General features: G+C 40.9%; 25 protein-coding genes. 5 read left to right on the top strand and 20 right to left on the bottom strand.

The features are described from left to right. Positions 1–4: 4 nt before the first annotated feature. Positions 5–1,657 (bottom strand): dipeptidyl-peptidase 3 family protein, encoded by a 1,653-nt coding sequence (locus ZA06_RS15530; RefSeq protein WP_053978416.1) that lies wholly within the window; start codon positions 1,655–1,657, stop codon positions 5–7. 222 nt (positions 1,658–1,879) lie between these two features. Here ZA06_RS15530 and ZA06_RS15535 point away from each other — a divergent pair, with 222 nt between their 5' ends. Both ZA06_RS15535 and ZA06_RS15540 read left to right on the top strand, forming a co-directional pair. Further along, the gene (locus ZA06_RS15535) at positions 1,880–2,332 is read left to right on the top strand and encodes a hypothetical protein (protein ID WP_082332055.1); all 453 of its coding nucleotides are present in this window, start codon (positions 1,880–1,882) and stop codon (positions 2,330–2,332) included. Between the two features lie 127 nt (positions 2,333–2,459). Continuing rightward, positions 2,460–2,786 (top strand): hypothetical protein, encoded by a 327-nt coding sequence (locus tag ZA06_RS15540; protein ID WP_053978418.1) that lies wholly within the window; start codon positions 2,460–2,462, stop codon positions 2,784–2,786. A gap of 61 nt (positions 2,787–2,847) precedes the next feature. On the opposite strand, the gene hemL is transcribed toward ZA06_RS15540, so the two are convergent. Genes hemL through ZA06_RS15560 form a run of 4 tightly spaced genes read right to left on the bottom strand, consistent with a single transcriptional unit; the run spans position 2,848 to position 6,220 of the window. After that, the gene (gene hemL, locus ZA06_RS15545) at positions 2,848–4,137 is read right to left on the bottom strand and encodes a glutamate-1-semialdehyde 2,1-aminomutase (RefSeq protein WP_053978419.1); all 1,290 of its coding nucleotides are present in this window, start codon (positions 4,135–4,137) and stop codon (positions 2,848–2,850) included. Between the two features lie 2 nt (positions 4,138–4,139). After that, positions 4,140–4,970, bottom strand: coding sequence for a glucosaminidase domain-containing protein (locus tag ZA06_RS15550; RefSeq protein WP_053978420.1), 831 nt, complete (start codon positions 4,968–4,970; stop codon positions 4,140–4,142). A 7-nt stretch (positions 4,971–4,977) separates the two neighbouring features. After that, positions 4,978–5,892, bottom strand: coding sequence for a 1-aminocyclopropane-1-carboxylate deaminase/D-cysteine desulfhydrase (locus tag ZA06_RS15555; RefSeq protein ID WP_082332056.1), 915 nt, complete (start codon positions 5,890–5,892; stop codon positions 4,978–4,980). Beyond that, complete coding sequence (locus tag ZA06_RS15560) at positions 5,882–6,220, bottom strand: hypothetical protein (RefSeq protein WP_053978421.1); 339 nt, start codon at positions 6,218–6,220, stop codon at positions 5,882–5,884. Before ZA06_RS15560 ends, ZA06_RS15555 begins: the two co-directional genes overlap by 11 nt. A 48-nt stretch (positions 6,221–6,268) precedes the next feature. Between ZA06_RS15560 and ZA06_RS17030 the strand changes: the two genes are divergently transcribed. The 3 genes from ZA06_RS17030 (at position 6,269) to ZA06_RS15570 (ending at position 8,949) form a co-directional block, all read left to right on the top strand. Beyond that, on the top strand, positions 6,269–6,433 hold the full coding sequence (locus ZA06_RS17030; RefSeq protein ID WP_168155238.1) for a DUF5522 domain-containing protein: 165 nt from the start codon (positions 6,269–6,271) through the stop codon (positions 6,431–6,433). 165 nt (positions 6,434–6,598) lie between these two features. Further along, entirely contained in the window at positions 6,599–7,138 is a 540-nt protein-coding gene (locus ZA06_RS15565) for a DUF4136 domain-containing protein (RefSeq protein WP_053978422.1), read from the top strand. Between the two features lie 158 nt (positions 7,139–7,296). After that, a complete protein-coding gene (locus ZA06_RS15570) occupies positions 7,297–8,949 on the top strand; it encodes a SulP family inorganic anion transporter (RefSeq protein WP_053978423.1) in 1,653 nt (550 codons plus the stop codon). Between the two features lie 34 nt (positions 8,950–8,983). Here the strand turns inward: ZA06_RS15570 and ZA06_RS15575 are convergent, their stop codons facing one another. The 15 genes from ZA06_RS15575 to paaA form a co-directional block, all read right to left on the bottom strand. After that, positions 8,984–11,053, bottom strand: a complete 2,070-nt coding sequence (locus ZA06_RS15575; RefSeq protein ID WP_053978424.1) for an alpha-ketoacid dehydrogenase subunit alpha/beta — start codon at positions 11,051–11,053, stop codon at positions 8,984–8,986. Further along, entirely contained in the window at positions 11,053–12,120 is a 1,068-nt protein-coding gene (locus ZA06_RS15580) for a branched-chain amino acid aminotransferase (RefSeq protein ID WP_053978425.1), read from the bottom strand. Before ZA06_RS15580 ends, ZA06_RS15575 begins: the two co-directional genes overlap by 1 nt. Positions 12,121–12,123: 3 nt before the next feature. Next, positions 12,124–13,407 carry a dihydrolipoamide acetyltransferase family protein gene (locus ZA06_RS15585; RefSeq protein WP_240472321.1) on the bottom strand — a complete coding sequence of 428 codons (1,284 nt, stop codon included), beginning with the start codon at positions 13,405–13,407 and terminating at the stop codon, positions 12,124–12,126. Between the two features lie 66 nt (positions 13,408–13,473). Next, positions 13,474–14,067 carry an acyltransferase gene (locus ZA06_RS15590; protein WP_053978427.1) on the bottom strand — a complete coding sequence of 198 codons (594 nt, stop codon included), beginning with the start codon at positions 14,065–14,067 and terminating at the stop codon, positions 13,474–13,476. 3 nt (positions 14,068–14,070) lie between these two features. Then, positions 14,071–14,826: an enoyl-CoA hydratase/isomerase family protein gene (locus tag ZA06_RS15595; protein ID WP_053978428.1), complete on the bottom strand. Its 756-nt coding sequence runs from the start codon at positions 14,824–14,826 to the stop codon at positions 14,071–14,073. A gap of 18 nt (positions 14,827–14,844) precedes the next feature. Beyond that, positions 14,845–17,346: a phenylacetic acid degradation bifunctional protein PaaZ gene (gene paaZ, locus ZA06_RS15600; RefSeq protein ID WP_053978429.1), complete on the bottom strand. Its 2,502-nt coding sequence runs from the start codon at positions 17,344–17,346 to the stop codon at positions 14,845–14,847. A 1-nt stretch (position 17,347) separates the two neighbouring features. Further along, entirely contained in the window at positions 17,348–18,553 is a 1,206-nt protein-coding gene (pcaF, locus tag ZA06_RS15605) for a 3-oxoadipyl-CoA thiolase (RefSeq protein WP_053978430.1), read from the bottom strand. Positions 18,554–18,708: 155 nt separating this feature from the next. Further along, positions 18,709–19,113, bottom strand: coding sequence for a PaaI family thioesterase (locus ZA06_RS15610; protein ID WP_053978431.1), 405 nt, complete (start codon positions 19,111–19,113; stop codon positions 18,709–18,711). Then, positions 19,113–20,267, bottom strand: coding sequence for a 3-hydroxyacyl-CoA dehydrogenase NAD-binding domain-containing protein (locus ZA06_RS15615; RefSeq protein WP_053978432.1), 1,155 nt, complete (start codon positions 20,265–20,267; stop codon positions 19,113–19,115). Before ZA06_RS15615 ends, ZA06_RS15610 begins: the two co-directional genes overlap by 1 nt. Beyond that, entirely contained in the window at positions 20,268–21,047 is a 780-nt protein-coding gene (locus ZA06_RS15620) for an enoyl-CoA hydratase-related protein (RefSeq protein ID WP_205625722.1), read from the bottom strand. A gap of 2 nt (positions 21,048–21,049) precedes the next feature. Further along, entirely contained in the window at positions 21,050–21,436 is a 387-nt protein-coding gene (locus ZA06_RS15625) for a VOC family protein (RefSeq protein WP_053978434.1), read from the bottom strand. A gap of 9 nt (positions 21,437–21,445) precedes the next feature. Beyond that, the gene (gene paaD / locus ZA06_RS15630; RefSeq protein ID WP_053978435.1) at positions 21,446–21,946 is read right to left on the bottom strand and encodes a 1,2-phenylacetyl-CoA epoxidase subunit PaaD; all 501 of its coding nucleotides are present in this window, start codon (positions 21,944–21,946) and stop codon (positions 21,446–21,448) included. A gap of 63 nt (positions 21,947–22,009) precedes the next feature. Beyond that, positions 22,010–22,762: a 1,2-phenylacetyl-CoA epoxidase subunit PaaC gene (gene paaC / locus ZA06_RS15635; RefSeq protein WP_053978436.1), complete on the bottom strand. Its 753-nt coding sequence runs from the start codon at positions 22,760–22,762 to the stop codon at positions 22,010–22,012. A 121-nt stretch (positions 22,763–22,883) separates the two neighbouring features. Further along, positions 22,884–23,171, bottom strand: coding sequence for a 1,2-phenylacetyl-CoA epoxidase subunit PaaB (gene paaB, locus ZA06_RS15640; protein ID WP_053978437.1), 288 nt, complete (start codon positions 23,169–23,171; stop codon positions 22,884–22,886). A 10-nt stretch (positions 23,172–23,181) separates the two neighbouring features. After that, a complete protein-coding gene (gene paaA, locus ZA06_RS15645; RefSeq protein WP_053978438.1) occupies positions 23,182–24,138 on the bottom strand; it encodes a 1,2-phenylacetyl-CoA epoxidase subunit PaaA in 957 nt (318 codons plus the stop codon). Positions 24,139–24,167 lie beyond the last annotated feature (29 nt).

A 24,167-nucleotide genomic window follows, 5' to 3' on the forward strand; every position in this document is an offset into this window, starting at 1 on the left:
TATGCTACAATCCTAAAACCTCTGTTCCTTGCTCGTAAATAACATCCACAGGGATATTGGAAGCACTCAATCTATCCAAATCACTTTGAAGCTCATTTGAAATAGCAGCCTTTTCAGCCACCAATGCTTCTACTCCAGCATAATCACCGTCACCTTGAAGTTTCAAAATCAGACCTGACAAATCTTTCATGGCTACAATCATGTTATCGTAGTTCACTTTATAAGTTCCATCTTCAGATCGAGAGAAAGCTCCTTTTTCCTTAAAGAAATTGAAACGGATCATGTTTGCTTTTCCATGGGCCGAGGATGCACCAAAACGCACCGAACGGAAAATACTCGCCATAAACGTGGTCATATAATCCTTCATATCCCCATCAATTTCACCTTTCTCATGCAATTGCTGAACCATATACAATCCTAATACATCCGCCTTCCCTTCTTCCAAAGCACTAGACAATTCCTTAAGCGACTCTCTAACGGTTCCTTTTCCATTAATAGTATTTTTAACACCCAAACCATGAGCCACTTCATGGAACATAGTATTGGCAAAAAAGGCATCAAACGTGATGTGGCCACGTTGACTTTCATCAATCAAAACTTCTGAAATAGGCACTAAAATCTTATCAAATTTAGCTCGCATAGCATTTTTCAACTGTAAGCGTCTTGTTCCCTTTTTCAATTGTACTTCTTCATCATTTGGTAAGTTGATGGCAATAGTTTTACTACCGGCATTACAATCTCCAGCATAATAAACCACGTCATAAGCATTCAGGTCACTAGCGGTTCCTGGAGTTTCTGTTTTATAAGCTTCTTCCACCGGCAAGTTCTTTTGAAGTTCTGGCAAAAAGCTTGCAAAACGTGCCAATTTAGCACTCCAATCTTGATCTTTAATCAATACATAAGCTTCGTGTGATGCCTTGTTTCCAAACATCTGATCTTCATAAGTTTCGATTGGACCAATCACGATATCCAAAGTATTTGATTTCATATCCATCCAAGCCAAATCACTTGGTTGGTAGTTATCCGTTAAAAGGGCATTTGCTCTCAACTCTAAATAAGCCTTCAAACCGGCATCTTCCGCCAAAGTAGAGGCTTCCATCAATAAAGCGGCCACTTCCTTAACTTCCGTTTCAAATTGTTGGTGGTAAGGAATGGAATATAGTTTTCCGTTCTCATCACGACGTACAAAATTGTAAATACTGTTTTTATCTTCAATCTCAGCAGCTTTAAACTCTTCTGCCGTCATATCCTTAGGATAATAATTAGCGCCTAAAGGCTTCTCCCAAACACCTTTTACAAACGGTTTGTTACCATCCAAACGGTCCCATGGTCCATAATTGATAATAGTAAAGGTTTTAGTGTCTGGATCTGAAATAGAATTCAGCAAAGCGTCCTTGTCTCCATAAGCTTCATACCAAAACAAATCATTCATCTTTTCAGCTGCCTGAATTAAAATAGGTAACATTTTACGTTCGTTTTCGGTAAGCTTGGAAATATCGGAAGTAAGTTTTACCGAAACATATTTGTTCAACTTTTTGGTCATGTCTACCTGAGAGGTTTCCTGAGGTTCTTCTGAGATTACCTCTTCTTTAGTTTTTTCATTTTTACATGAGGTTGCCAACACTATTAGTGCCAACATTGCAACAATGTTTTTCATATAGTTTAGAGAATTTATTTACTGCCAAAGTTAGCTATTTACACATTAGTTTTCAACATAATTGGCAATTGGCTCTTCATTGATAATAACATTGTCTAAAAAAACCCCACTATACTTTGTGATAGGCCCAAAATGTTAACAACTAGTTAAAATTCAAACCTTTATTAAACCATTTTTCAAATGAACAGTCTTAGAAGCAGAGTAACGTAAAATCAAAATACCATGAAAAAAATAATTTTAATGATGGCCATAGCACTAATTGCTTTTCAGGCCAACGCACAACAAGGCCCTAGAGACTTCCAAAAAGGAAATAGAGGAGACCGCATGGGAATGCTACAAGATTTAACGCCCGAGCAGGCTTCAGAAATACACACCAAAAGAATGACGTTGAATCTTGATTTAACAGAGGCCCAACAAAAACAAATACAGGTTATCAACCTTGAAGAAGCCACATATAGAAAGACTCAAATGGAGGCTAGACAAAACATGACCCAGAAGCCTACCAGTGATGAAATGGCTGCGAGAATGAATGCTAGATTGGACCATCAAATTGCGTATAAGAAAAAAGTAAAAAACATTTTGACTGAGGAGCAATACCAAAAATGGGAAGAAACAAGGGCTCAGTATCAAAAACAAATGAAAGGACAAAAAGGGAAATCCCCTAGAAATAGATAGATTTTTGGTTGGTTAGTTAGTTTTAGTTAGTGGAGAAAGCATTGGTTGTAAAAATCAATGCTTTTTTTATTCTTCCGTTTTTAAATTTATTACTTTAGAGTTTAATTTAAAACCTAAACACCTACTTATGAAAAAAATAATTACACTTTGCCTCTTTGTAGGAGCCCTATTTTTTGGAGCTGAAAACTTAACCGCTCAAAACACTATTGAAATTAATAAAGTAGCTTCTGAAAAAGCTGAAAACCTAAGAAAGGTCATCAAATTCGACACGAATACTCTTGAGGAAGTATATGAAGCTTACAAAGCTTACGAAACAAAATATCAAGTTATCAGTAAAGACCTAAATGCTAATTGGGAGTCTAAGGTGAAACTTGATAAAGAATTGGATCAATCCATGAAAAGCATTTTAACTGAAGACCAGTATTTCCAATACAAAAATCTTTCGGCCAATTAATTTTCAGATAAAAAATACATATAAAAAAAAGCGATTCTAACTGAATCGCTTTTTTTATACTTTATTTTAATGTTGCGGCTACTTTATCCACCGCTTTTATAGTGGCATCCAAATCTTCATAAGAAAGTGCATCACTTATAAACCATGTTTCAAAGGCACTAGGGGCAATATACACCCCTTCATTAAGCATTCCATGGAAAAAGGCCTTAAACGTATCGTTATTTCCCTTAGCAGAGGATTCAAAATCCACTACAGCATCTTCCGCAAAATGTACCGAAATCATAGACCCCACTCTATTGATGGTATGCACGATTTCGTGTTGCTCCAACACTTCGGCTATTCCTTTATGTAAATAGGCCGTCTTTTCTTCTAGTCTAGTGAATATTTCTGGGGTTCCATTCAATTCCGATAGCATAGCCAAACCAGCAGCCATTGCCAGCGGGTTTCCGCTCAAGGTCCCTGCCTGATAAACGGTTCCCAACGGTGCCAAGTAATTCATGATTTCGTTTCTCGCTGCAAAAGCTCCTACAGGCAAACCACCTCCAATTACTTTCCCAAAACACACGATATCAGCATCTACATTGAATAATTCCTGAGCACCTCCCTTGGCCAATCTAAAACCAGTCATGACCTCATCAAAAATCAATAGAATGCTATGTTCATGACAAAGTGCTCTCAACTTCTGGAGGAAATTATCTCTTGGTGGCACACAGCCCATATTTCCAGCCACAGGCTCCAAAATAATACAGGCTATTTCCCCTGCATTGGCCTCAATAAGCGCTTTTACATTCTCAATGTCATTATATTTAGCCAGCAAAGTATCTTTTGCCGTTCCTTGCGTTACCCCTGGACTGTTAGGACTCCCGAAAGTTACGGCACCACTTCCTGCTTGGATCAAGAATGAATCACTATGTCCGTGATAGCAACCTGCAAACTTTATAATTTTATCTTTTCCTGTAAACCCTCTCGCCAAACGCACGGCACTCATACAAGCTTCGGTTCCAGAATTCACAAAACGGATTTTATCAATATTAGGCACCATAGAAACTGCCAATTCAGCAATCGTGGTTTCTATCTCTGTTGGCATCCCAAAAGAAGTGCCTTTTTTAGCTTTTTCAATAACCGCTTCAACTACGGGAGGGTGTGCATGACCTAAAATCATAGGTCCCCAAGAGTTGATATAATCTATATAGCGATTGTCATCTTCATCATATACATAAGCACCTTTGGCCGATTTGGCAAAAATTGGTGTTCCTCCTACCGCTTTAAAAGCCCTTACTGGGGAATTCACCCCACCAGGAATCACTTCCTCCGCCAATTTGAACAGTGCACTACTTCGTTGATATAACATCTTTAGTTATTTTTAATAATTAACATTTGACCAATACTTAAATCGTTGCTTCTCATACCATTCAATTCCCTAATCGATTCCACCGATGTATTATAACGCTTGGAAATTGAATACAAGGTATCTCCTTTTACCACTTCATGAGTAGTAACATTATCATTGCTTGCTACAACATCTTTGGTTGGAGGGGTATAACTTTCCCTTTTCCCTAGAACTTGTTCATCATATTTGTACAATTGGTACCGTTCAATCAAACTGATCAGTTTCTCTGGATATTTTCTATCGGTAGCATAGCCTGCTGCTCTCAATCCTCTTGCCCAAGATTTATAATCGTCCTGCTTGTAATCGAACAATTTGGCATAACGGCTTCTCGAAGTCAAAAACGCAGAATGGTCTTCAAAAGAAGATACCGCATGTGTATATTTTCTAAAACATTCCTGAGAGGCATCATCATCATGATAAATTTTCGGGCCCGTCCATCCATGGCATTTGATACCGAAATGGTTATTGGCCTCAACTGCCAATCGTGCTTGACCGGAACCAGATTCCAAAATACCTTGTGCCAAAGTGATACTTGCTGGAATTTTATACTTACGCATTTCTTCCATGGCAATGGCATTGAAATTAGCTATGTACGCTTCGGTAGCACTGGCATAGGTTTTAGGAGGTGTAGTGCTACTGGTTTCTTGAGAACTTTTAGGCTCTTCAGGTTTCACATCCACCTGAACGGAAACGGTTCTTCGGGGTACATCTTTCTTTTTGGTAACCACAGTCCTTTTGGACCCACATCCTACTAAAAACATTCCTGTTAAGGCTACTAAAACTATGCGCTTCATATGCTATTTAATCTATTATCGGTAATTGCTTTCGCTTTAAATTAATGTTCATTCCTGCAATGCCTTGTAAACCGCCCGTATGGATGGCCAATATTTTGGATTGCTTTGGAAAATACCCTTTTTTGATCAAATCCAAAATACCATACATCATTTTTCCCGTGTAAACAGGATCTAAAGGAATTTGATATTGTTTCTTAAACTGATTAATAAAACTGATTAAATCTTCATTTATTTTGGCGTATCCTCCAAAATGGTAATCCTCAATCAACGACCAGTTTGTATTTCTTGCAAACTTACTAATATCCTTGGACAAAAAACCACCTTTCAAGGCGGGAAATCCGAGAATCTTTTGGGCTGAACTACTGCCATTAATCAGCCCTGAAATAGTGCCTCCTGTGCCCACGGCACAACAGATATAATCAAAATCATCTTGGACGTCCTTTAAAATTTCTTCGCAGCCTTTCACCGCCAATTCATTGGTACCTCCCTCTGGAACCAAATAGAACGATCCAAATCTGGTTTCTAATTGCTCAATAAACTCAGGGGAAGTTTTGTATCGATAATCCTCCCTGGTGACAAACTGAAATTGCATGCCACATTCCTTGGCAAATTTTAAGGTGGGGTTATCGGCAACTTTATAGGTCAGCTCTTCTCCCCTAATCACCCCTATGGTTTTAAATCCTTGTGCTTGACCAGCAGCAGCTACTGCCGCAATATGGTTGGAAAAGGCACCTCCAAAGGTGAGCAAGGTATCAAATCCCCCATCCTTGGCCGCTTTTAAGTTATATAGAAGTTTACGGTATTTATTGCCAGAAACATGCTCGTGAATTCTATCTTCACGCTTTACAAACAATTGAACAGAACCGAATTCGGGTGGCAACAGCACCTCTTGAATGACGGCATCTTCCAGTTTAAATTTCATGTTTGCAAAGGTACCTCAAAAAGGCGAAAAAAGGTCTTGTCTTCAGGTATTCCATATTGCTTTCCTGCAAAAAAGCTTCGCGTTCAAAAGAAATATTTCGGTAGGCTCTTCTGTGGTTTCTGTATTTCATCAATCCGAACAAATACTCCAAAAAATACCACACATAAAAAGGTAGGATCAACAATTCCAATTGCTGTTTTAAATGAATGTATTCATGGTTGATCAAAACAACATCAGACTTCAACTCCTTCTCCTTCAAAAATACAAAAGGGTACATTGTCATCCCTGTGTAACCCTTCGGCACTAAATATTTGGAAATAAAAATCATAGAAATTACCCTTTCAAAAATCACTCCAAATTACATTATCTTTGCCACATGAAGAAAATAATTCCTATTGAAGAAGGAGATTACTACCTCACCCCCGAAGGATACCGTTGCTTTACAGAACAATACCATCTAAAACGCGGCTATTGCTGCCAAAGTGGCTGTAGACACTGCCCCTATGGCTACAATAAAAATACGGGATCCACTAAAAAATAACCCCTTTTATTTCGTAATTTTAGTTTTACAATTAGCTAACCCTTCAATATTTGAGTCAAAAATATTGGTATGATTATTGATTACTTTTATGTTGAACAAAAAATGGACTAACTTAATTTTTGGCACTTTCAACAAACCAAACACCAAATTAAAATTGAAAACACGATGAAAAGATTCTTAACTACGCTCACACTGGCCATTGTAATAGTAACAGGGACTTCCTGTAGTTCTGTACAGGTAGCTTCCGATTACGATAAAAAGGTAGATTTCACGCAATACAAAACCTTTGCCTTTTTCAAAACAGGGATTGATAAAGCCGAAATTAGCGATTTGGACAAAAAACGTATCCTAAGAGCCATTGAAGCAGAACTTTTGGCCAAAGGCTATACAAAATCCGAGAATCCAGATATGTTGGTAAGCATTTTTACCAAATCCAGAGAAAAGGTGAATGTCTATAACAATGGCTATGGTCCTTATGGCTATGGCTGGGGCTGGAGCCCTTACTACTGGAACAATTACAATACAGTTTCTGTAGATACCGAGGGGGTTTTATACATAGACCTTATAGATAATGCCAAAAAAGAATTGGTTTGGCAAGGACAAGGCACTGGTTACTTAAGTAAAAATATGGACAAGAAAGAAGAACGTATCAATGAGTTTGTTTCCAAAATCATGGAGAAATACCCACCGGAAATGATCAAGTAAGATAACCTCACACTAAAACTCAAAGGCGCTGACATTTATAATCAGCGCCTTTTTTATCACTTATAAATCAGGATGCTCCAAGCTATTTTAGTCTTCGTTTATAAAACCCTATCTTTGCCGCCTTTTAGTAGAAACAAATCAAGAAACTCGGTTTAAAGATGTTCAAGAACTTTACCCAAAACCCTAAAAACGACATTTTCGCTGGTATTACAGTATCATTGGCGATGATTCCCGAAGTGGTTGCCTTTGCCTTCCTGGCACAGATAGACCCCTTGGTAGCATTGTCCGGTGCCTTCATTATTGGATTGATCACCGCAATTTTTGGTGGAAGACCAGGATTGATCTCTGGCGCGGCGGGAGCTGTTGCCGTTATTTTTGTTCATCTTATTTCTGAAGGACATGCCAAAGGGATGTTATTTGATACGCCTGTTGAAAACATGGGCTATTTCTACCTGTTAGCGGCTGTTATTTTAATGGGGATTATCCAAATAGCTGCTGGTGTGTTTAAATTGGGGCGTTTTGTACGCTTGATACCGCATCCCGTAATGATGGGATTTGTAAACGGTTTAGCCATCGTAATTTTTTTGGCGCAAGTCCGTATGTTCTCCCACAAGCAATTGGAAATTAGGGCCGATGGCTTAAAAAAATATATCGACATCCCAATGCAAGGCATGGAACTTTACACCATGCTAGGCCTTGTCGGACTTACGATGGCCATTATTTGGTTGTTGCCTAAAGTGACCTCCAAAATCCCAGCTGCCTTAACCGCAATTCTTGTTACCACAGGTATTGTTGTGTTCTTCAACCTGGACGTCAGCACTGTTGGTTCTTATATTGTAGAAGGCGGAGGAGAAGGTCTAAAAGGCGAGTTCCCTACTCCAAACATTGAACTTTGGCAAAATCTACCTTTCAATTTAGACACTCTTAAATTCATTCTTCCATATGCCTTTTTAGCGGCATCTGTGGGGCTTATTGAATCTTTAATGACCATGAACTTGGTGGATGAACTTACAGAAACCAGAGGAAACGGGAACCGTGAATGTGTAGCTCAAGGAGCAGGGAATATTGTAAGTGGTCTGTTTGGAGGTACCGGCGGTTGCGGTATGATTGGCCAAACGGTGATTAACATTAATGCTGGCGGTAGAGGGCGCCTTTCAGGAGTTATGATGGCCTTAACCTTGTTGACCTTCATCCTATTCACTGCGCAATATATTGAGCAAGTTCCTATTGCCGCCTTGGTAGGTGTCATGTTTATGATGGTTATTGAAACTTTTGCTTGGTCCAGTTTTAGAATTATCAGAAAAATCCCTGTGGCAGATGCCACTGTATTGATTATTGTATCGGCTGTAACCGTTATTTTTGATTTGGCAATTGCGGTATTTATTGGGGTTATTTTATCGGCTTTGGTATTTGCGTGGAAAAACGCCACCATGATTAGAGCTCGTAAACGCATGCAACCGGACGGTACCAAAACCTATGAAATCTGGGGGCCTTTATTCTTTGGATCTGTTCAAAATTTCAACGAGAAGTTTGATATAAAAAATGACCCTGATAAAGTAGAAATTGATTTTGTGGAATCTCGAGTAAGCGACCACTCTGCTTTGGAAGCCATCACAAATTTGGTGAACAAATATGAAGCCGAAGGGAAATCCATCAAACTAAAACACTTAAGCGAAGATTGCAAAACCTTGCTGTATAAAGCCAATCCTAAATTTAAAGATGTGGTGATTGAAGACATCGACGATCCTAGATATTATCTGGCCGCCGATCCAGAGAAATTTACTAAACCTCTTTCTGAATACAACCTATAAAAGAAAAGCGACTCAATCGAGTCGCTTTTTTATTTTAATATTCCAATAACTGAATAATTTTCTCTTTCACTTTTTCTGTAGACGGAATCATGGTCTGCTCTAAAGTGCTGTTCAATGGAATGGCAGGCATGTTTTCACTACCAATGGTCATCACAGGCCCATCCAAAAATTTAAAACATTCCTCCTGAATTTTCCCTGATAAAGCCCTAGCAAAACTATTATTGGAAGGCTCCTCAGTCACTACCAAACACTTCCCGGTCTTCTTCACCGATTTCATGATGGTCTCTTCATCCAGAGGATATAGCGTACGCAAATCAATCACTTCAATTTGGTCTTGCATCCCCAATTCCTCCGATGCATTCATCGCCCAATGCACTCCCATTCCATAGGACACAATTGTTAAGGTTTCAACCTCCTCCTGTTTCCATATTTCCTGAAGTACCCAAGCTTGCCCGAATGGCAACACATAATCCTCGGCAGGCTCCACCGAAGTAGCGCCTTGGGTTCCTTTCACCTTACTCCAGTACAATCCTTTGTGCTCAAAAATAACTACTGGATTTGGATCGTGATAGGCTGCCTTCATCAATCCTTTTAAATCGGCACCATTGCTTGGATATGCAATTTTAATCCCACGGATATTGGTTACCACACTCTCCACAGAAGATGAGTGGTAAGGTCCTCCACTACCATAAGCGCCAATAGGCACGCGCAAAATCATGCTTACCGGCCATTTTCCATTGGACAGATAACAGCTTCTACTAACCTCCGTAAACAACTGGTTCAATCCTGGCCAGATATAATCGGCAAACTGAACCTCAACAATAGGTTTTAAACCTACGGCGCTCATTCCAACTGTAGACCCAACAATAAAGGCCTCCTGTATAGGCGTATTGAACACACGATCGTCTCCAAACTTTTGAGCCAAGGTAGCGGCTTCACGGAACACTCCTCCCAATCTTCCTCCAACATCCTGTCCGTACAACAAACACTCCTTGTACTGTTTCATCAATTCTTCCACCGCAAACAACGCACAGTCTACCATCACGACCTTTTCGGCCCCTTTTGGTGTACGCTCTCCCTTTTCTTCGGTGATTGGCGTAAGTGCAAAATCGTTTGTAAACAAGTCTTCCGGTTGTGGGTCTTCGGCCTGTAAAGCTCTTTCATAATCGGCCTCCACTTTTGCTTTCGCAGAAGCTTCTATTTCCTCAATTTCTTCCGCAGAGAATCCATGATTCAACAATTGCTGTTTCAAAACAGGGTATGGATCTCTTGTTTTGGCCTCTTCCAAATCATCGCGATACCATTCCATTCTCACCCCAGATGTATGGTGATTCAACAATGGCACCTTAGCATGAACCAAGAAAGGTCTACGCTCCTTACGAATGGTAGCAATTACCTTTTCAATAGCCTCGTAGCTCTCAATAAAATTAGCGCCGTCAATAGAAATGGCTTCCAATCCATTAAACCCTTGGGCATATTCAAAAGCACTTTGGGCACGGGTCTCCGCTTCATTGGCAGAAATATCCCAACCATTGTCCTGTACCAAATACAGAATTGGCATTTGCTTTAAAGCAGCCATTTGAAAGGCTTCGGCAATCTCACCCTCAGTAACAGAAGCATCTCCCAAACTACATACAGAAATAGGTGCGTCATCTGTCAATTCTACATCCCCAAGAACAGGGTTTTTCAATCCTTGCTTTTCCAAATATTGCATCCCCATGGCAACGCCTGTTGCAGGAATGGCCTGCATGCCCGTAGCCGAAGACTGGTGAGGAATTTTAGGCTTATCCAAATCCTTTAAACTAGGGTGCGAATAATAAGTTCTTCCTCCTGAAAACGGATCGTCCTTTTTGGCCAACACCTGTAGCATTAAATCGTACGGCTGTAATCCAAACGAAAGCAACATGGCGTCATCTCGGTAATATGGAAAGGCATAATCCTGCGGCAATAACTGCATCCCCAAAGCCGTCTGCACCGCCTCATGACCTCTTGAAGTGGCATGTACATATTTGGAAACTACCTTAAAATTAGCTTCGTATAATTCGGCCATGGCTTTGGCCGTACATAAATTTGAAAATCCTCTTTCTAAAATGTCCTTCTTCATTAAACTAATTCCTTTTCAATTTTAATGATCCAGTTAAAAGGATCTTCAATCTTTCCTGTTTTGATAGCATTAAGGGTATCGTTCACATCCAAACCAACAGGGCTATCATCGGAAACATGGATTACCTCATCTCCCATTCCAATCTCTTGGATGTAGGCAATTCCTACAGCCGTTCCAGTTCCAAAAGCTTCCTCCAAAGTTCCTAATTTCGCAGCTTCCTTGATTTCATCTATCGTTATTGGATGCTCCACCACTTCAAAACCTTTGGCTTTTAAAACATCCATCACACTCATTCTAGTGATACCGTCCAAAATGGCACCATCCCGCTTTGGTGTGATAAACTTCCCATCTATTTTAAAGAAGATGTTCATGGTACCCACCTCCTGAATATATCTGTGCTCAACTGCATCCAACCAAAGTACTTGATCGTAACCTTTTGCCTTCGCAAGTTCTGTTGGCCTGATGGCCGCAGCATAATTACCAGCGGCTTTGGCTTCTCCCGTTCCTCCCTCAACTGCTCTCACGTACTTTTTCTCTGCCCACAACTTGATACGTTTACTAAAAAATGGACCCGAAGGAGATGCCATGATAATGAACTTGTAATGGTTTGCGGCACGCATTCCTATAAAAGGTTCATCGGCGTACATAAAAGGGCGTAAATACAACGCACTTCCTTCTGCAGGTGGAATCCAATTATGTTCCAAAGCGACCAACTGCTTCAAACCTTCAACAAATAAATCTTCAGGGAAATGAGGCATTCCCATTCTATCGGCGCTGGTATTTAAACGGGCGGCATTCTTTTCGGCACGGAATAATCTTGGGCAGCCATCGGCGCCCACCGTTGCCTTCATACCTTCAAAAATGGCCTGTCCATAATGCAAGGCCATGGCTGCTGGATGGGTTGCTATGGGAGCCAAAGGCTCTATCCTTGGGTTAACCCACTGTCCATTTTCATAATCACAAATAAACATGTGATCGGTAAAAGTAGTTCCCAAAGGGATATTGTTAAAGTCTACCGTATCAACTTTCGACTTTTCTACTGTTTTTATATTGATGTTATAAGACATGACTTATATTTTTCTATTCGTATCAAACTGTTCAAAATAATCGGCTACGCGACGCACAAAACTACCTCCCAGATGGCCATCAACCACGCGGTGGTCAAAAGACAGGGACAGGTACATCATGCTTCTAATAGCAATCACATCGCCATTTTCGGTTTCGATAACTTCAGGACGTTTTTTAATAATCCCCAAAGCTAAAATGGCCACTTCTGGTTGGTTGATAATCGGCGTTCCCATAACGCTTCCAAAGGTCCCCACGTTGGAAATGGTAAAGGTGCTTCCTTTAATATCGTCACCACCCAGCTTATTATCTCTAGCCTTGCCTGCCATTTCATTGACGTTTTGAGCCAACGTTTGCAAATCCTTGGTATCGGCATTTTTCACTACGGGAACAATTAAATTTCCTGAAGGCAATGCAGTTGCCATCCCAATATTGATATCCTCCTTAACAATGATGTTTTTACCATCCACCGAAGCGTTGATATTTGGAAAATCCTTAACAGCCTTGGCAACGGCTTCCACAAACAAAGGTGTAAAGGTTAAACGCTCTCCGTACTTTTCCTCGAAAGCCTTTTTATTGTCATTACGCCATTTCACCATATTAGTCAAATCGGCCTCTACGTAAGCAGTCACATGTGGGGACGTATGCTTTGAATACACCATATGGTCGGCAATCATTTGACGCATGCGATCCATTTCAACAACCTTTCCTTTTCCTTTGTCAAAACTTAACTGCGGAATGCGATAAGCTGTTGGATCTTGAACTACAGGCTGGGCAAACTTATAAGGTCGGCCCTCTTGGATATAATTGAAAACATCGCTTTTTCGCAACCTGCCTTCATGCCCAGTAGCAGGAATTCTTGAGAGTTCCTCAAAACTGATATGATGTTCCCTTGCAATTTTTTCAACCAAAGGCGAAAAAAATGTATTAGTATTATTCACCGAAAAACTCGCCGTATCAATTACTGATGGCTGTATATTCTTTACTTTTTTAGGTTGAGAATTCGTCTCCTTTTTGGATGTAACGGTCTTTGTCTTATCAGATGTATTCTTACCATCTTGAGAAGAATTCAACGTTTCCGAAACTTCCAAAACAGCAATCACCTCTCCAACGGGCACCACATCTTTAGCTTGGAACATGGTTTTCACCAAAGTCCCCGAACTCGTTGCCGGCACTTCATTATCAACCTTATCTGTAGCAACTTCTAAAAGAATATCCCCTTCCTCAAAACTATCCCCTTCATTCACCAACCAATTGATAATGGTTCCCTCTGTTATACTTTCGCCCATTTTGGGCATTTTCAATTCGAATTTCGACATTCTTATGAACTAATGTTTGTTAGTTTATTAAACTTACTATTTCATAAAATCACGAAGCGTGTCATAGGCACCCTCCTGAACTTTCATGTTTTCCGGAATCTCTCTTAAAGGTGCAACCTCCTTCAAACTCTCGTGGCAATCTGCAGGTAATTGCTGATACAATTGCGTCCCTTTGGTCTTCCATGCAATCATTTCATCGGAAACTTCCTTGACAACTTTGGCTGGGTTTCCAACAACAAGACTTCGGTTTGGAATGATGGTTTCTGCCTTTACAAAGGCCATAGCACCAACGATGCATTCATCCCCTATTTGGGCATCGTCCATAATGACACTGTTCATCCCAATCAAGCAATTTCGTCCCAAATTAGCACCATGAATCACGGCTCCATGACCAACATGGGCACTTTCTTTAAGCGTGATTGATTTCCCCGGAAACATGTGCACCGTACAGTTTTCCTGAACGTTCACTCCATCTTCCAAAATGATTTGTCCCCAATCGCCACGAATGGCAGCTCCAGGACCTATATAGCAGTTTTTTCCGATGATAACGTTTCCGGTTACGGCCGCCAAAGGGTGCACAAAACTACTTTCGTGTACTACTGGCGTATATCCTTTAAAACTGTAAATCATGGGTTACTTAAAACGTTTCAAAATTTCCTTTGTAAACTCGCCCAACACCAAACGTCCACTAATCGCAGCACGTTCCGAAAGCAATTCATCCCAATGCTCGGTTCCTTGCCAGAACATAGTTTTCATTTCTTTCATGGCCTCTGGATTGTAAGTACACAAATTTTCAGCCATAGCTTTTATCGCTTCATCCATATCTTGGGTAGTATCAAAAACCTGAGTAAACAGACCTTTGTCTGTAGCCCATTCTGGAGAATAAAAACTATTGGCATCCATTGCAATTTGCGACATGGCACTCACGCCCATTTTGCGTTCAATGGCAGGACCAACCACAAACGGACCAATCCCGATATTAAGTTCGCTTAGTTTGATTTCGGCGAATTTGGTCGCCATACAATAATCAGTTGCTGCTGCTAAACCAACACCGCCACCAACGGTTTTCCCTTGAATACGTCCAATGACAAACTTCGGACATTTGCGCATGGCATTGATCACATTGGCAAAGCCTGAAAAGAATACCTTTCCTGTGGCATCGTCATTGATATTGATCAACTCCTTAAAGCTTGCTCCAGCACAAAAGGTTCTATCGCCTCCACTTTTAAGAACGATGACCTTTACATCTTCATTGTTTCCTGCATCTGTAATGGTTTGGGCTAAATCGGCCAATACATTTCCTGGCAACGAATTATGTTCTGGGTGAAAAAACTCCACATACCCTACATGATTCTCGATGCTTAACTTTACGTATGGACTATTTTCCATCTTCAATTTCTTTTATAATTATATCAATCCGAATTGCTCGAAATGATGATTTAAATGTTTTCTCTCCAATAAATACCACTCGTATCTATTCAACTCTCCAAAAACCACATTTTTGGTTTTGGCTTCTGGATGTTCCTGAAAATAGGCCAAATAGGCTTCGCGAGCTTCTTTCATTTTTTCTTTAGCCTCTTCTAAACTGGCATGTTTTAACTCGGTAATTCGAGATCTTTCTGCCAAAGGAAAATCATAACCACTTGGCATTTTATCATAGTTATATAGCGTGGCATGTACTTTTTCCAAAATCTTTTCAGGTGTCGCTATATTAAAATCCTGAATTTCCCCAGAAGCAATTCTGTAGGTATATTCCAAATGTTCCAACATTAGTTGAGGGGTTAGATTCCCCCACTTTGCTTTATCCTCCTCGGTAAGCTTGTTGACACATTCGGCAATTTTAGCTTCGGTCATTTCCACCAAAGTTTCTTGTTTCTTCTGAACCATGGTCAAAATGGTTGCAAAAGCTACCATTTCATCATTATTGGCATCAAATACCTCTACAAACCATTTTACAATCCCACTAGGATGTTCGGCTCCTGCCACATCGCGATCCACTTTTTGCTTACAAGTCAAGCGAACATATACCGTATCGTTATGGTACAAGGGGCGTAGGAAGCGACATTCTTCCAAACCGTAGTTTGCTGCCACAGGGCCTTTGTTTGGATATACAAACAATCCCGCTGCTGCGGAAATGATAAAGTATCCATGGGCCGTGCGTTTTTCAAAAATGCTCCCATCAAGCGATGTGATGTCTGTATGGGCATAAAAATGGTCCCAAGTCAAATTCGAAAAATTGATAATATCCGTATCTGTAAAGGTTCGCTTATGGGTTTTAAGTGACATTCCTGGTTGGATGTCTTCCCAATGGTATTTAAATGGATGCTGCTCTGCTTCCTTATAAGCCGCTTTTTGCTGATATATCCCTGTTATTTCGGTCAAAGTAGTTGGTGAGCCCTGAATTGCAGTACGCTGTAAATAATGTTTAATACCTCGCATACCTCCCATTTCTTCTCCACCTCCGGCACGTCCTGGACCACCGTGAACCAAATATGGTAATGGAGAACCGTGTCCCGTACTTTGTTTGGCACTTTCACGATTCAATACTAGAATTCGGCCATGATGCGAGGCTGCATTTATCACATATTCCTTCGCAATCTTATCATCGTTAGTCGCTATGGAAGACACAAGAGATCCTTTCCCCATTTGGGCCAAAGTAACCGCTTCGTCCATAATTTTATATGGCATTATGGTACTTACCGGACCAAAAGCCTCGCGTTCGTGAACCACCGTGTTTTGCAACGGATTATCCGTACGGAACAATACTGGGCTAATAAACGCTCCTTTCTGGGCATCGGCTCCTATGGTATCCAATGTATCTAAATTCCCATATACCATTTCGGCTTCTTTGGCAATATCTGAAATGGAATTCTTCACGGCTTCCACCTGTTGTTTGCTTACCAAAGATCCCATTCTCACTTCTTTCAACCTAGGGTCTCCTATGGTAACTTTATCCAGCGCTTTTCCTAAGGCAATCTGCACATCCTCCACAATACCTTCAGGCACAATGATACGACGGATTGCCGTACACTTCTGCCCTGCTTTCACCGTCATTTCATTTCGAACTTCCTTTATGAACAGATCAAATTCTGGAGTCCCTGGCACAGCATCTTCCCCAAGAATAGAAGCATTCAAAGAATCTGCTTCCATAGTAAATGGCACAGCCTCCTGTATTAATCTAGGATGCGCTTTTAACAAACGTCCCGTTGCTGCAGACCCTGTAAACGTCACCACATCTTGAGACTCTACCGTATCCAATATGGATTTTACGGTTCCGTTAATAATTTGTAAGGCTCCCTCTGGTAAAACTCCTGAGGCTATAATTTCTCTAGCTACGGCCTCTGCCAAATAAGATGATGATGGTGCCGGCAACACGACGGCAGGAACCCCTGCCATCCAATTTACCGCACACTTTTCCAACATTCCCCAAACCGGGAAATTAAAGGCGTTGATATGTACCGCCACCCCTTTTTTAGGAACCATAATGTGGTGTGCCATAAAACGGCCTCCACGAGATAAATCGATTGGATCTCCCTCAACATGATAAGGTTGATTAGGAAATAATTTTCTTAAGGACGCATTGGCAAAAAGGTTTCCAAAACCTCCTTCAATGTCTATCCAACTATCTATTCTAGTAGCTCCTGTACGGTAACTTAATTCGTAAAATTGCTCTTTGCGTTTGGTAAGATACAAGGCCAACTTTTTAAGCATGTTACCTCGCTCCTGAAATGTCATTTTCCTAAGAATCTCCCCTCCCTTGGTTCTTCCGTAGTTTAATATTTCTGGAATGTCCAAACCTTCAATGGCCACACTGGTAAAAGCTTCCCCAGTAATAGCATCTAAAACCGGAATTCCTTCTTCTTTACCTTCGGTCCATTGACCTTGAACGTAATGTTGTATTTTTTTCATATTACACTCTTTCAATAATTGCCGCGTAACCTTGACCTACACCAATACACATGGTCACCAAAGCGTAACGCTTATTTTGTTCCTGTAATTCCAATGCTGCCGAATAAGCAATACGTGCGCCTGTCACTCCCAGTGGATGCCCAATAGCAATGGAGCCTCCATTTGGGTTCAATCTAGGGTCGTCGTCAGCCAATCCCCAAGCACGCGTACATGCCAATGCTTGGGCTGCAAACGCTTCGTTAAGTTCAATAATATCCATATCGTCCATGGTCAAACCTGCCTTTGCCAAAGCTTTATTGGAAGCCTCTACAGGGCCAATCCCCATAATGCGAGGCTCAACGCCAACCACCGCGGAACTAACAATTCTAGCCAATGGCTTAAGGTTATATTTTTCAACTGCTTCTGAAGATGCGATGATGGTCGCAGCTGCGCCATCATTCAATCCCGAGGAATTTCCTGCTGTGACGCTTCCATCCTTTTTAAAGGCCGGACGCAATTTCCCCAACACTTCCATAGTGGTTGTTGGTTTTACAAATTCATCTTTTGAAAACAGAATCGGGTCCTTTTTACGCTGTGGAATTTCAACCGTCATTATTTCTTTTGCCAATCTCCCATTTTCTTGGGCTTTGGTCGCCTTAATTTGGCTCCAGTTGGCAAACTTATCTTGATCCTCACGAGAAATATCGTGCAACTCTACCAAGTTTTCAGCGGTATTCCCCATACCATCTGTTCCATACATTTCGTGCATTTTTGGATTTACAAAACGCCATCCGAAACTGGAATCGTACATTTTGGAATCCGTTCCAAAACCTGATGACGGCTTTGAAACCACCAAAGGTCCACGTGTCATATTTTCAACACCGCCTGCAATAAAAATGTCTCCATCGCCAGCTTTTATTGCTCTATTGGCATGAATAATCGCCGACAATCCTGAACTGCACAATCGGTTCACCGTTTCTCCCGGAACGGTATATGGCAAGCCAGCCAACAGCAAAGACATCCTAGCTACGTTACGATTGTCTTCCCCGGCTTGGTTAGCACAGCCCAAAATCACATCATCGTAAGCTTCTTTTGGAATGTTTGGATTTCTTTTGACTATTTCTTCAATTACCAAAGCTCCTAAATCGTCCGTTCTCACAGCCGACAAAGTGCCTTTGTAACTTCCTATTGGAGTACGAACTCCATCTATGATATATGCTTCTTTCATATTTATGTCCACGAAAGTGGGTATCTTTTCAGTTTAATTCTCACGAAAGTGTGAATCCTATTTACTATTATATTTTTACGCATTCCTAAACAATACTGTTCTGTTTAGGTTTCGATATTTCTTTTGAATTAAGAGATTCCTGCCTTCGTAGGAATTCATTCCCATTCTTTTTGAGTTCGATATACCACACCTTTGAACAGTGCTACCAATTCATCACCTCGCTTTACTTCAACAATATTGAAGCCTAATTTGTTATTTACTTTTTCTATCACGGACTCCGCTACCAAGTAATCGCCTTCGTTTAAGGCCTCAATATGATTGATACTGGTTTCTATGGAAACCGAAAATCTACCGTGGGTATTTGCTGCAAAACCAAAGGCTGTATCCGCTAGGGAATAACTAATGCCTCCATGTGCTTTGCCCATGCTGTTGAGCATTTCCTTTCTAACGGTCATCCCTACTTTACAGCGACCAATTTCGCATTCCAAAATTTCTATGCCCAACCAAGTACTAAACGGGTCTTGGTGTAACATTTTGTGCGGTATTTGTTCGCCCTGCATTAAAAAAAGCTTTTGTTTTCTTTATTCATTTTACGCAATAACGGACTACATCTATAACGATCTTCATGATACTCGTTATAAAGCTCATCCAACTTGGCCTCACACCAATCAATTCCTTTTTCATCTGCCCATGCCAACAAACCTTTAGGATAATTTACCCCTTTGGTCATGGCATTGTCAATATCTTCTGCAGAGGCTATGTTTAAAAACAAAGCATCTGCCGCTTCGTTGATCAACATCACCAAGACACGGTCAAAAATTTGTTGGGCCAATTCTTTATTCTCTGTTGGATTAGGCATTTCAACTCCTTCGGAATAATCGTAATATCCCTTCCCGGTTTTTCTGCCTAAATATCCTGCTTCGCTCAAACGCTTTTGGGTAAAAGATGGTTTGTATCTAGGGTCGAAATAGAAGGATGTAAATACTGTTTCGGTTACGGTATAATTCACATCATTCCCTATGAAATCCATCAACTCAAAAGGTCCCATACGGAAACCTCCAATGGTTTTCAAGCTCCAATCAATGGTTGCAAAATCGGCAATCCCTTCCTCATAAATTCGCAACGCCTCCCCATAAAATGGACGGGCTACACGATTCACAATAAATCCTGGGGTATCTTTAGCAACCGCCACGGTTTTATTCCAATCGGAAATGGTTTTTACCGCCAAATCCAAAACGTTCTTGGAAGTCTGCACGGCAGGAATCACCTCCACCAACTGCATTAAAGGCGCTGGGTTAAAAAAGTGAATTCCAATGCAACGCTCTGGCTTTTGAAGCGAGGCCGCAATGGAAGCAATGGATAAGGAAGAGGTGTTTGAAGCAATGATACAGTCATCTGCCACATAGCTTTCCAATTCTGAAAACACCTTTTTCTTGATGTCCAAATTCTCAACAATAGCTTCAATGGTAAGGTTGGAATCTGCCAATTCCTTTAAGGTATCCACATATTGAATATTGCTTTGAATCCTCAATTTTTCATGAGTATCAATGCGTCCCTTTTCAACCAATCGGGCCAATATTTTCTCCAATGACAATCTTGCTTTTTCCAAAGCGGCTTCATTGGTATCATATAATTTAACGGTACATCCTGCAGTGGCTGCCACTTGTGCAATGCCACTTCCCATGGTGCCGCTTCCTATGATTCCTACGTTCATTTACTTTCCTTTAAAAGTTGGTTTTCTTTTCTCTACAAAGGCCGAAACCCCTTCAGCATAATCCTCGGTTCCTGCAGCTTCAATTTGATATTTTGATTCCAAAGCCAACTGCTCTTCCAAGTTGTTGGTCAAGGATTGATTCAAACTTTTCTTGATCAATCCTAATGCCTTGGTTGGCATGTTTGCCATTTTTAAGGCTAGTTTAGATACTTCTTCCTCAAAATTTTCCAATGGCAATACTTTATAAATCATTCCCAATCGCTCGGCTTCTTCTGCAGATACTTTATCTCCCAACATGGCCAAGGCAGACGCCTTTTGGAAGCCAATCAATCTTGGTAAAAAGAAAGTCCCGGCGCTATCAGGAATCAAGCCAATCAAACTAAAAGCCTGAATAAAGCTTACCTGCTCATGGGCTACTACCACGTCACAAGCTAAAGCTATATTGGCACCTGCTCCAGCAGCTACGCCATTTACAGCACCTATAATCGGTTTTTCTATATGTCGAATTTTAGTAATAATTGGATTGTAGTGTTCTTCCAATATTTTCTTGAAGCCAGGGTTCAATTCTGGTGAAATAACTTCCTTTAAATCCTGTCCCGCACAAAATGCCTTTCCGTTTCCAGTCAACACAATGGCTCTTACGTCTTCATTTGTTTCACAAGCATCCAGAGTCTCTTGAAGTTTCAAGGCCATTTCGCGATTGATACTATTGAATACCTCCGGACGGTTAAGCGTGATATAGGCTATATTATTTTCAATTTTCAATTCAATTGAACTCATATCTATTTTGGTAGTTTAAATTCTGGATTATAAATAATTCCAATGATATTTTTCCAAGGATCATACACGCTCGCTACGGCTATGTCACCTCCAACATTATTAGGCGCTTCATGCTTGGCGGCTCCCATTTCAATTAGGGAATCGTACACCTTTTGGATATCCTCCACACCCCAATAGGTTTGCACAGTACCATTATCGGTGCCCTGTACCTTTTCTTTGGGATGCAAGCCCAATTCGTAGCCTCCAATATTAAATCCCACATAATAAGGGGTATCGTAATATGGCTGCGCATTGAAGGCCTTGGCATACCACGCTTTGGCTTTCTCAAGGTCCTCCACCATGTATACAACCGTACGAAGACCCAACATTGGTGATTGTTTATTTTCCATTGTATTTTATTATTTCAAGCATTTAAAATAATCGAAAGGTTCATGGCAATCATCACATTGAAACTGGGCCTTACAGGCCGTAGAACCAAATTGGCTTACCAACCGTGTATTGGTTGAACCACATTGAGGACACTTCACAATTCGCTTGCCATGAAGAAGCACATCTTTATCGGCTTCAGCTTCCAATGGAGCCGCAATGCCATAGGCTTCCAAAGCCTTTCTTCCTCTAGGAGTAATCCAATCGGTTGTCCAAGCTGGTGCCAGGATCAATTCTATTTCCGATTCATAACCAGCCTTTTTTAATGCCGCTTTGATATCGTCCCCAATAACATCCATAGCAGGACAACCACTATAGGTAGGGGTGATTTTCACCTTGACAAGATTATTTTCAATAATGGCAGAACGTACAACTCCCATATCCATAATGGACAACACTGGAATTTCAGGATCTGAGACCTGTTCCAGAATTGGGATAAGAATTTCGTCTATATGTTGTTGTTCTTCTACCATTTTAAACCTCTCGATTTCTCTCGAAACCACAGTTAATTTTAGATTCCTGCTTTCGCAGGAATTTTACCACTCCATATTTGGGTAGGCGCGTTGCATGTATTGCATATCGGCCAACAAATAGCCCATGTGCTCTGTGTGAATTCCTTGTTTTCCTCCTTTTTGGAAATACTTTGATTCTGGAATTTCTATCCTTGCTTCTTCCAACACTTCAGAAACCGTCTTGTAATAAGCGTCCTTAAGTGTCGCCACATCCACTCCAATGCCTTCTTCAACCATCGCCTTATCTGCATCTGTTAGATAAAACAACTCATCGGTATAGGTCCAAAGGTCATTGATAGCGGTTTGAATGCGTGTATTGCTCTCTTCGGTTCCATCGCCCAAACGTTTGATCCAATCGGAAGAAAAACGTTGGTGATAGCTTACTTCCTTGATGGATTTTGTCGCAATGGCCGACAGGGTTAAATCGCTACTTTTTTGCAATTCGGTCAGGAACAACAAATGATACACATCAAACAAAAATTGACGTGCCATAGTGTATCCAAAATCTGTATTAGGCTGCTCCACCAAGAGTACATTGTAATATTCACGTTCCTTTCGAAGGAATGCGATACTATCTTCGGAAGCGCCTTCTCCTTTTATTTTTGCGGCATATTGATAATAACTGCGTACTTGCCCCAACAAATCCAAGGACATATTGGTACAGGCAATATCGGTTTCCAAATTTGGCCCGTGTCCACACAGTTCCCCCAACCTTTGACCCAAAATCAAAGAGTTATCGGCAATGCCTAGTATATATCTATATAAATTGTGTTTCATATCTCTTTCCCACAAAAGTGGGAATCTGTTTAATTACTTATCGATACAATTTGTTACTATCGTACAAATTACTCGAAGTGACATTTGTTTTACTTACGAATTTCCCGTTTTCAGGAAACCACTACATATGTTTTACTTCGTCCGGCAAGTCATAAAAGGTAGGATGACGATACACCTTATCCTGCGCCGGCTCAAACATTTCACCATTATGTTCTGGGTTTGAAGCAGTGATATACTTTGATTCTACCACCCAAATGCTCACACCTTCATTTCTTCTTGTGTAGACATCACGTGCATTTTCCAATGCCATTTCGGCATCGGCCGCGTGTAAGCTACCAAAATGTCTGTGTTCCAATCCGTTTTTACTTCTTACAAAGACTTCCCAAAGAGGCCAGTTTTTTGTTGACATAATATTATTTTTAAACTGCTTGTTTTTCTTTTCTTTCTTGTTGCTTTTCGGCATGCGCCATGGCAGCATCACGCACCCATTCGCCACGCTCCCATGCTCCCACACGGGCTTTCATACGTTCCTTGTTCATTGGTCCGTGGCCTTTTACCACTTGCCAAAACTCATCCCAATTGATTTCACCAAAGTCATAGCTTCCACGTTCTTCATTCCATTTTAAATCTGGATCTGGAATGGTTAAACCTAGAATTTCTGCCTGAGGCACTGTTTGATCAATAAACTGCTGACGCAACTCGTCATTGGTTTTACGTTTCAACTTCCATTTCATGGATTGTTCAGTATGGGTTGATTCTGCATCGGTAGGACCAAACATCATCAAACTAGGCCACCACCAACGGTTTAAAGCATCCTGAGCCATTTCTTTTTGTTCCGGAGCTCCTTGACAAAGCTTCAACATGATTTCATATCCTTGACGCTGGTGGAAACTTTCTTCCTTACACACTCTCACCATAGCTCTAGCATAAGGTCCAAATGAGGTATTACACAAGGGCACTTGGTTAATAATGGCAGCGCCATCTACCAACCAACCAATGGCTCCCATATCGGCCCAAGTAACGGTTGGATAATTGAATATCGAGGAATATTTAGCCTTACCGGAATGCAACTGCTCATACAATTCGTCACGAGAAATCCCTAAAGTTTCACATGCTGAATACAGATACAAACCATGGCCAGCCTCATCCTGAACCTTGGCCAATAACGCCACTTTTCTTCTTAACGAAGGCGCTCTGGTAATCCAGTTTCCTTCTGGCAACATCCCAACAATTTCTGAATGGGCGTGTTGTGATATTTGCCTAATATGGGTTTGGCGGTATTTCTCCGGCATCCAATCTTTAGGCTCTATTTTCTCGTCACGTGCAATACGTGCTTCGAATTGTTCTTCTAAATTTTTAATTTGTTCTTCACTCATAATTTATGCCTGCCCAAACAGGTATGTTT

The sequence above is a fragment of the Mangrovimonas xylaniphaga genome (genome assembly GCF_001280435.1).
Taxonomy (GTDB): domain Bacteria; phylum Bacteroidota; class Bacteroidia; order Flavobacteriales; family Flavobacteriaceae; genus Mangrovimonas_A; species Mangrovimonas_A xylaniphaga.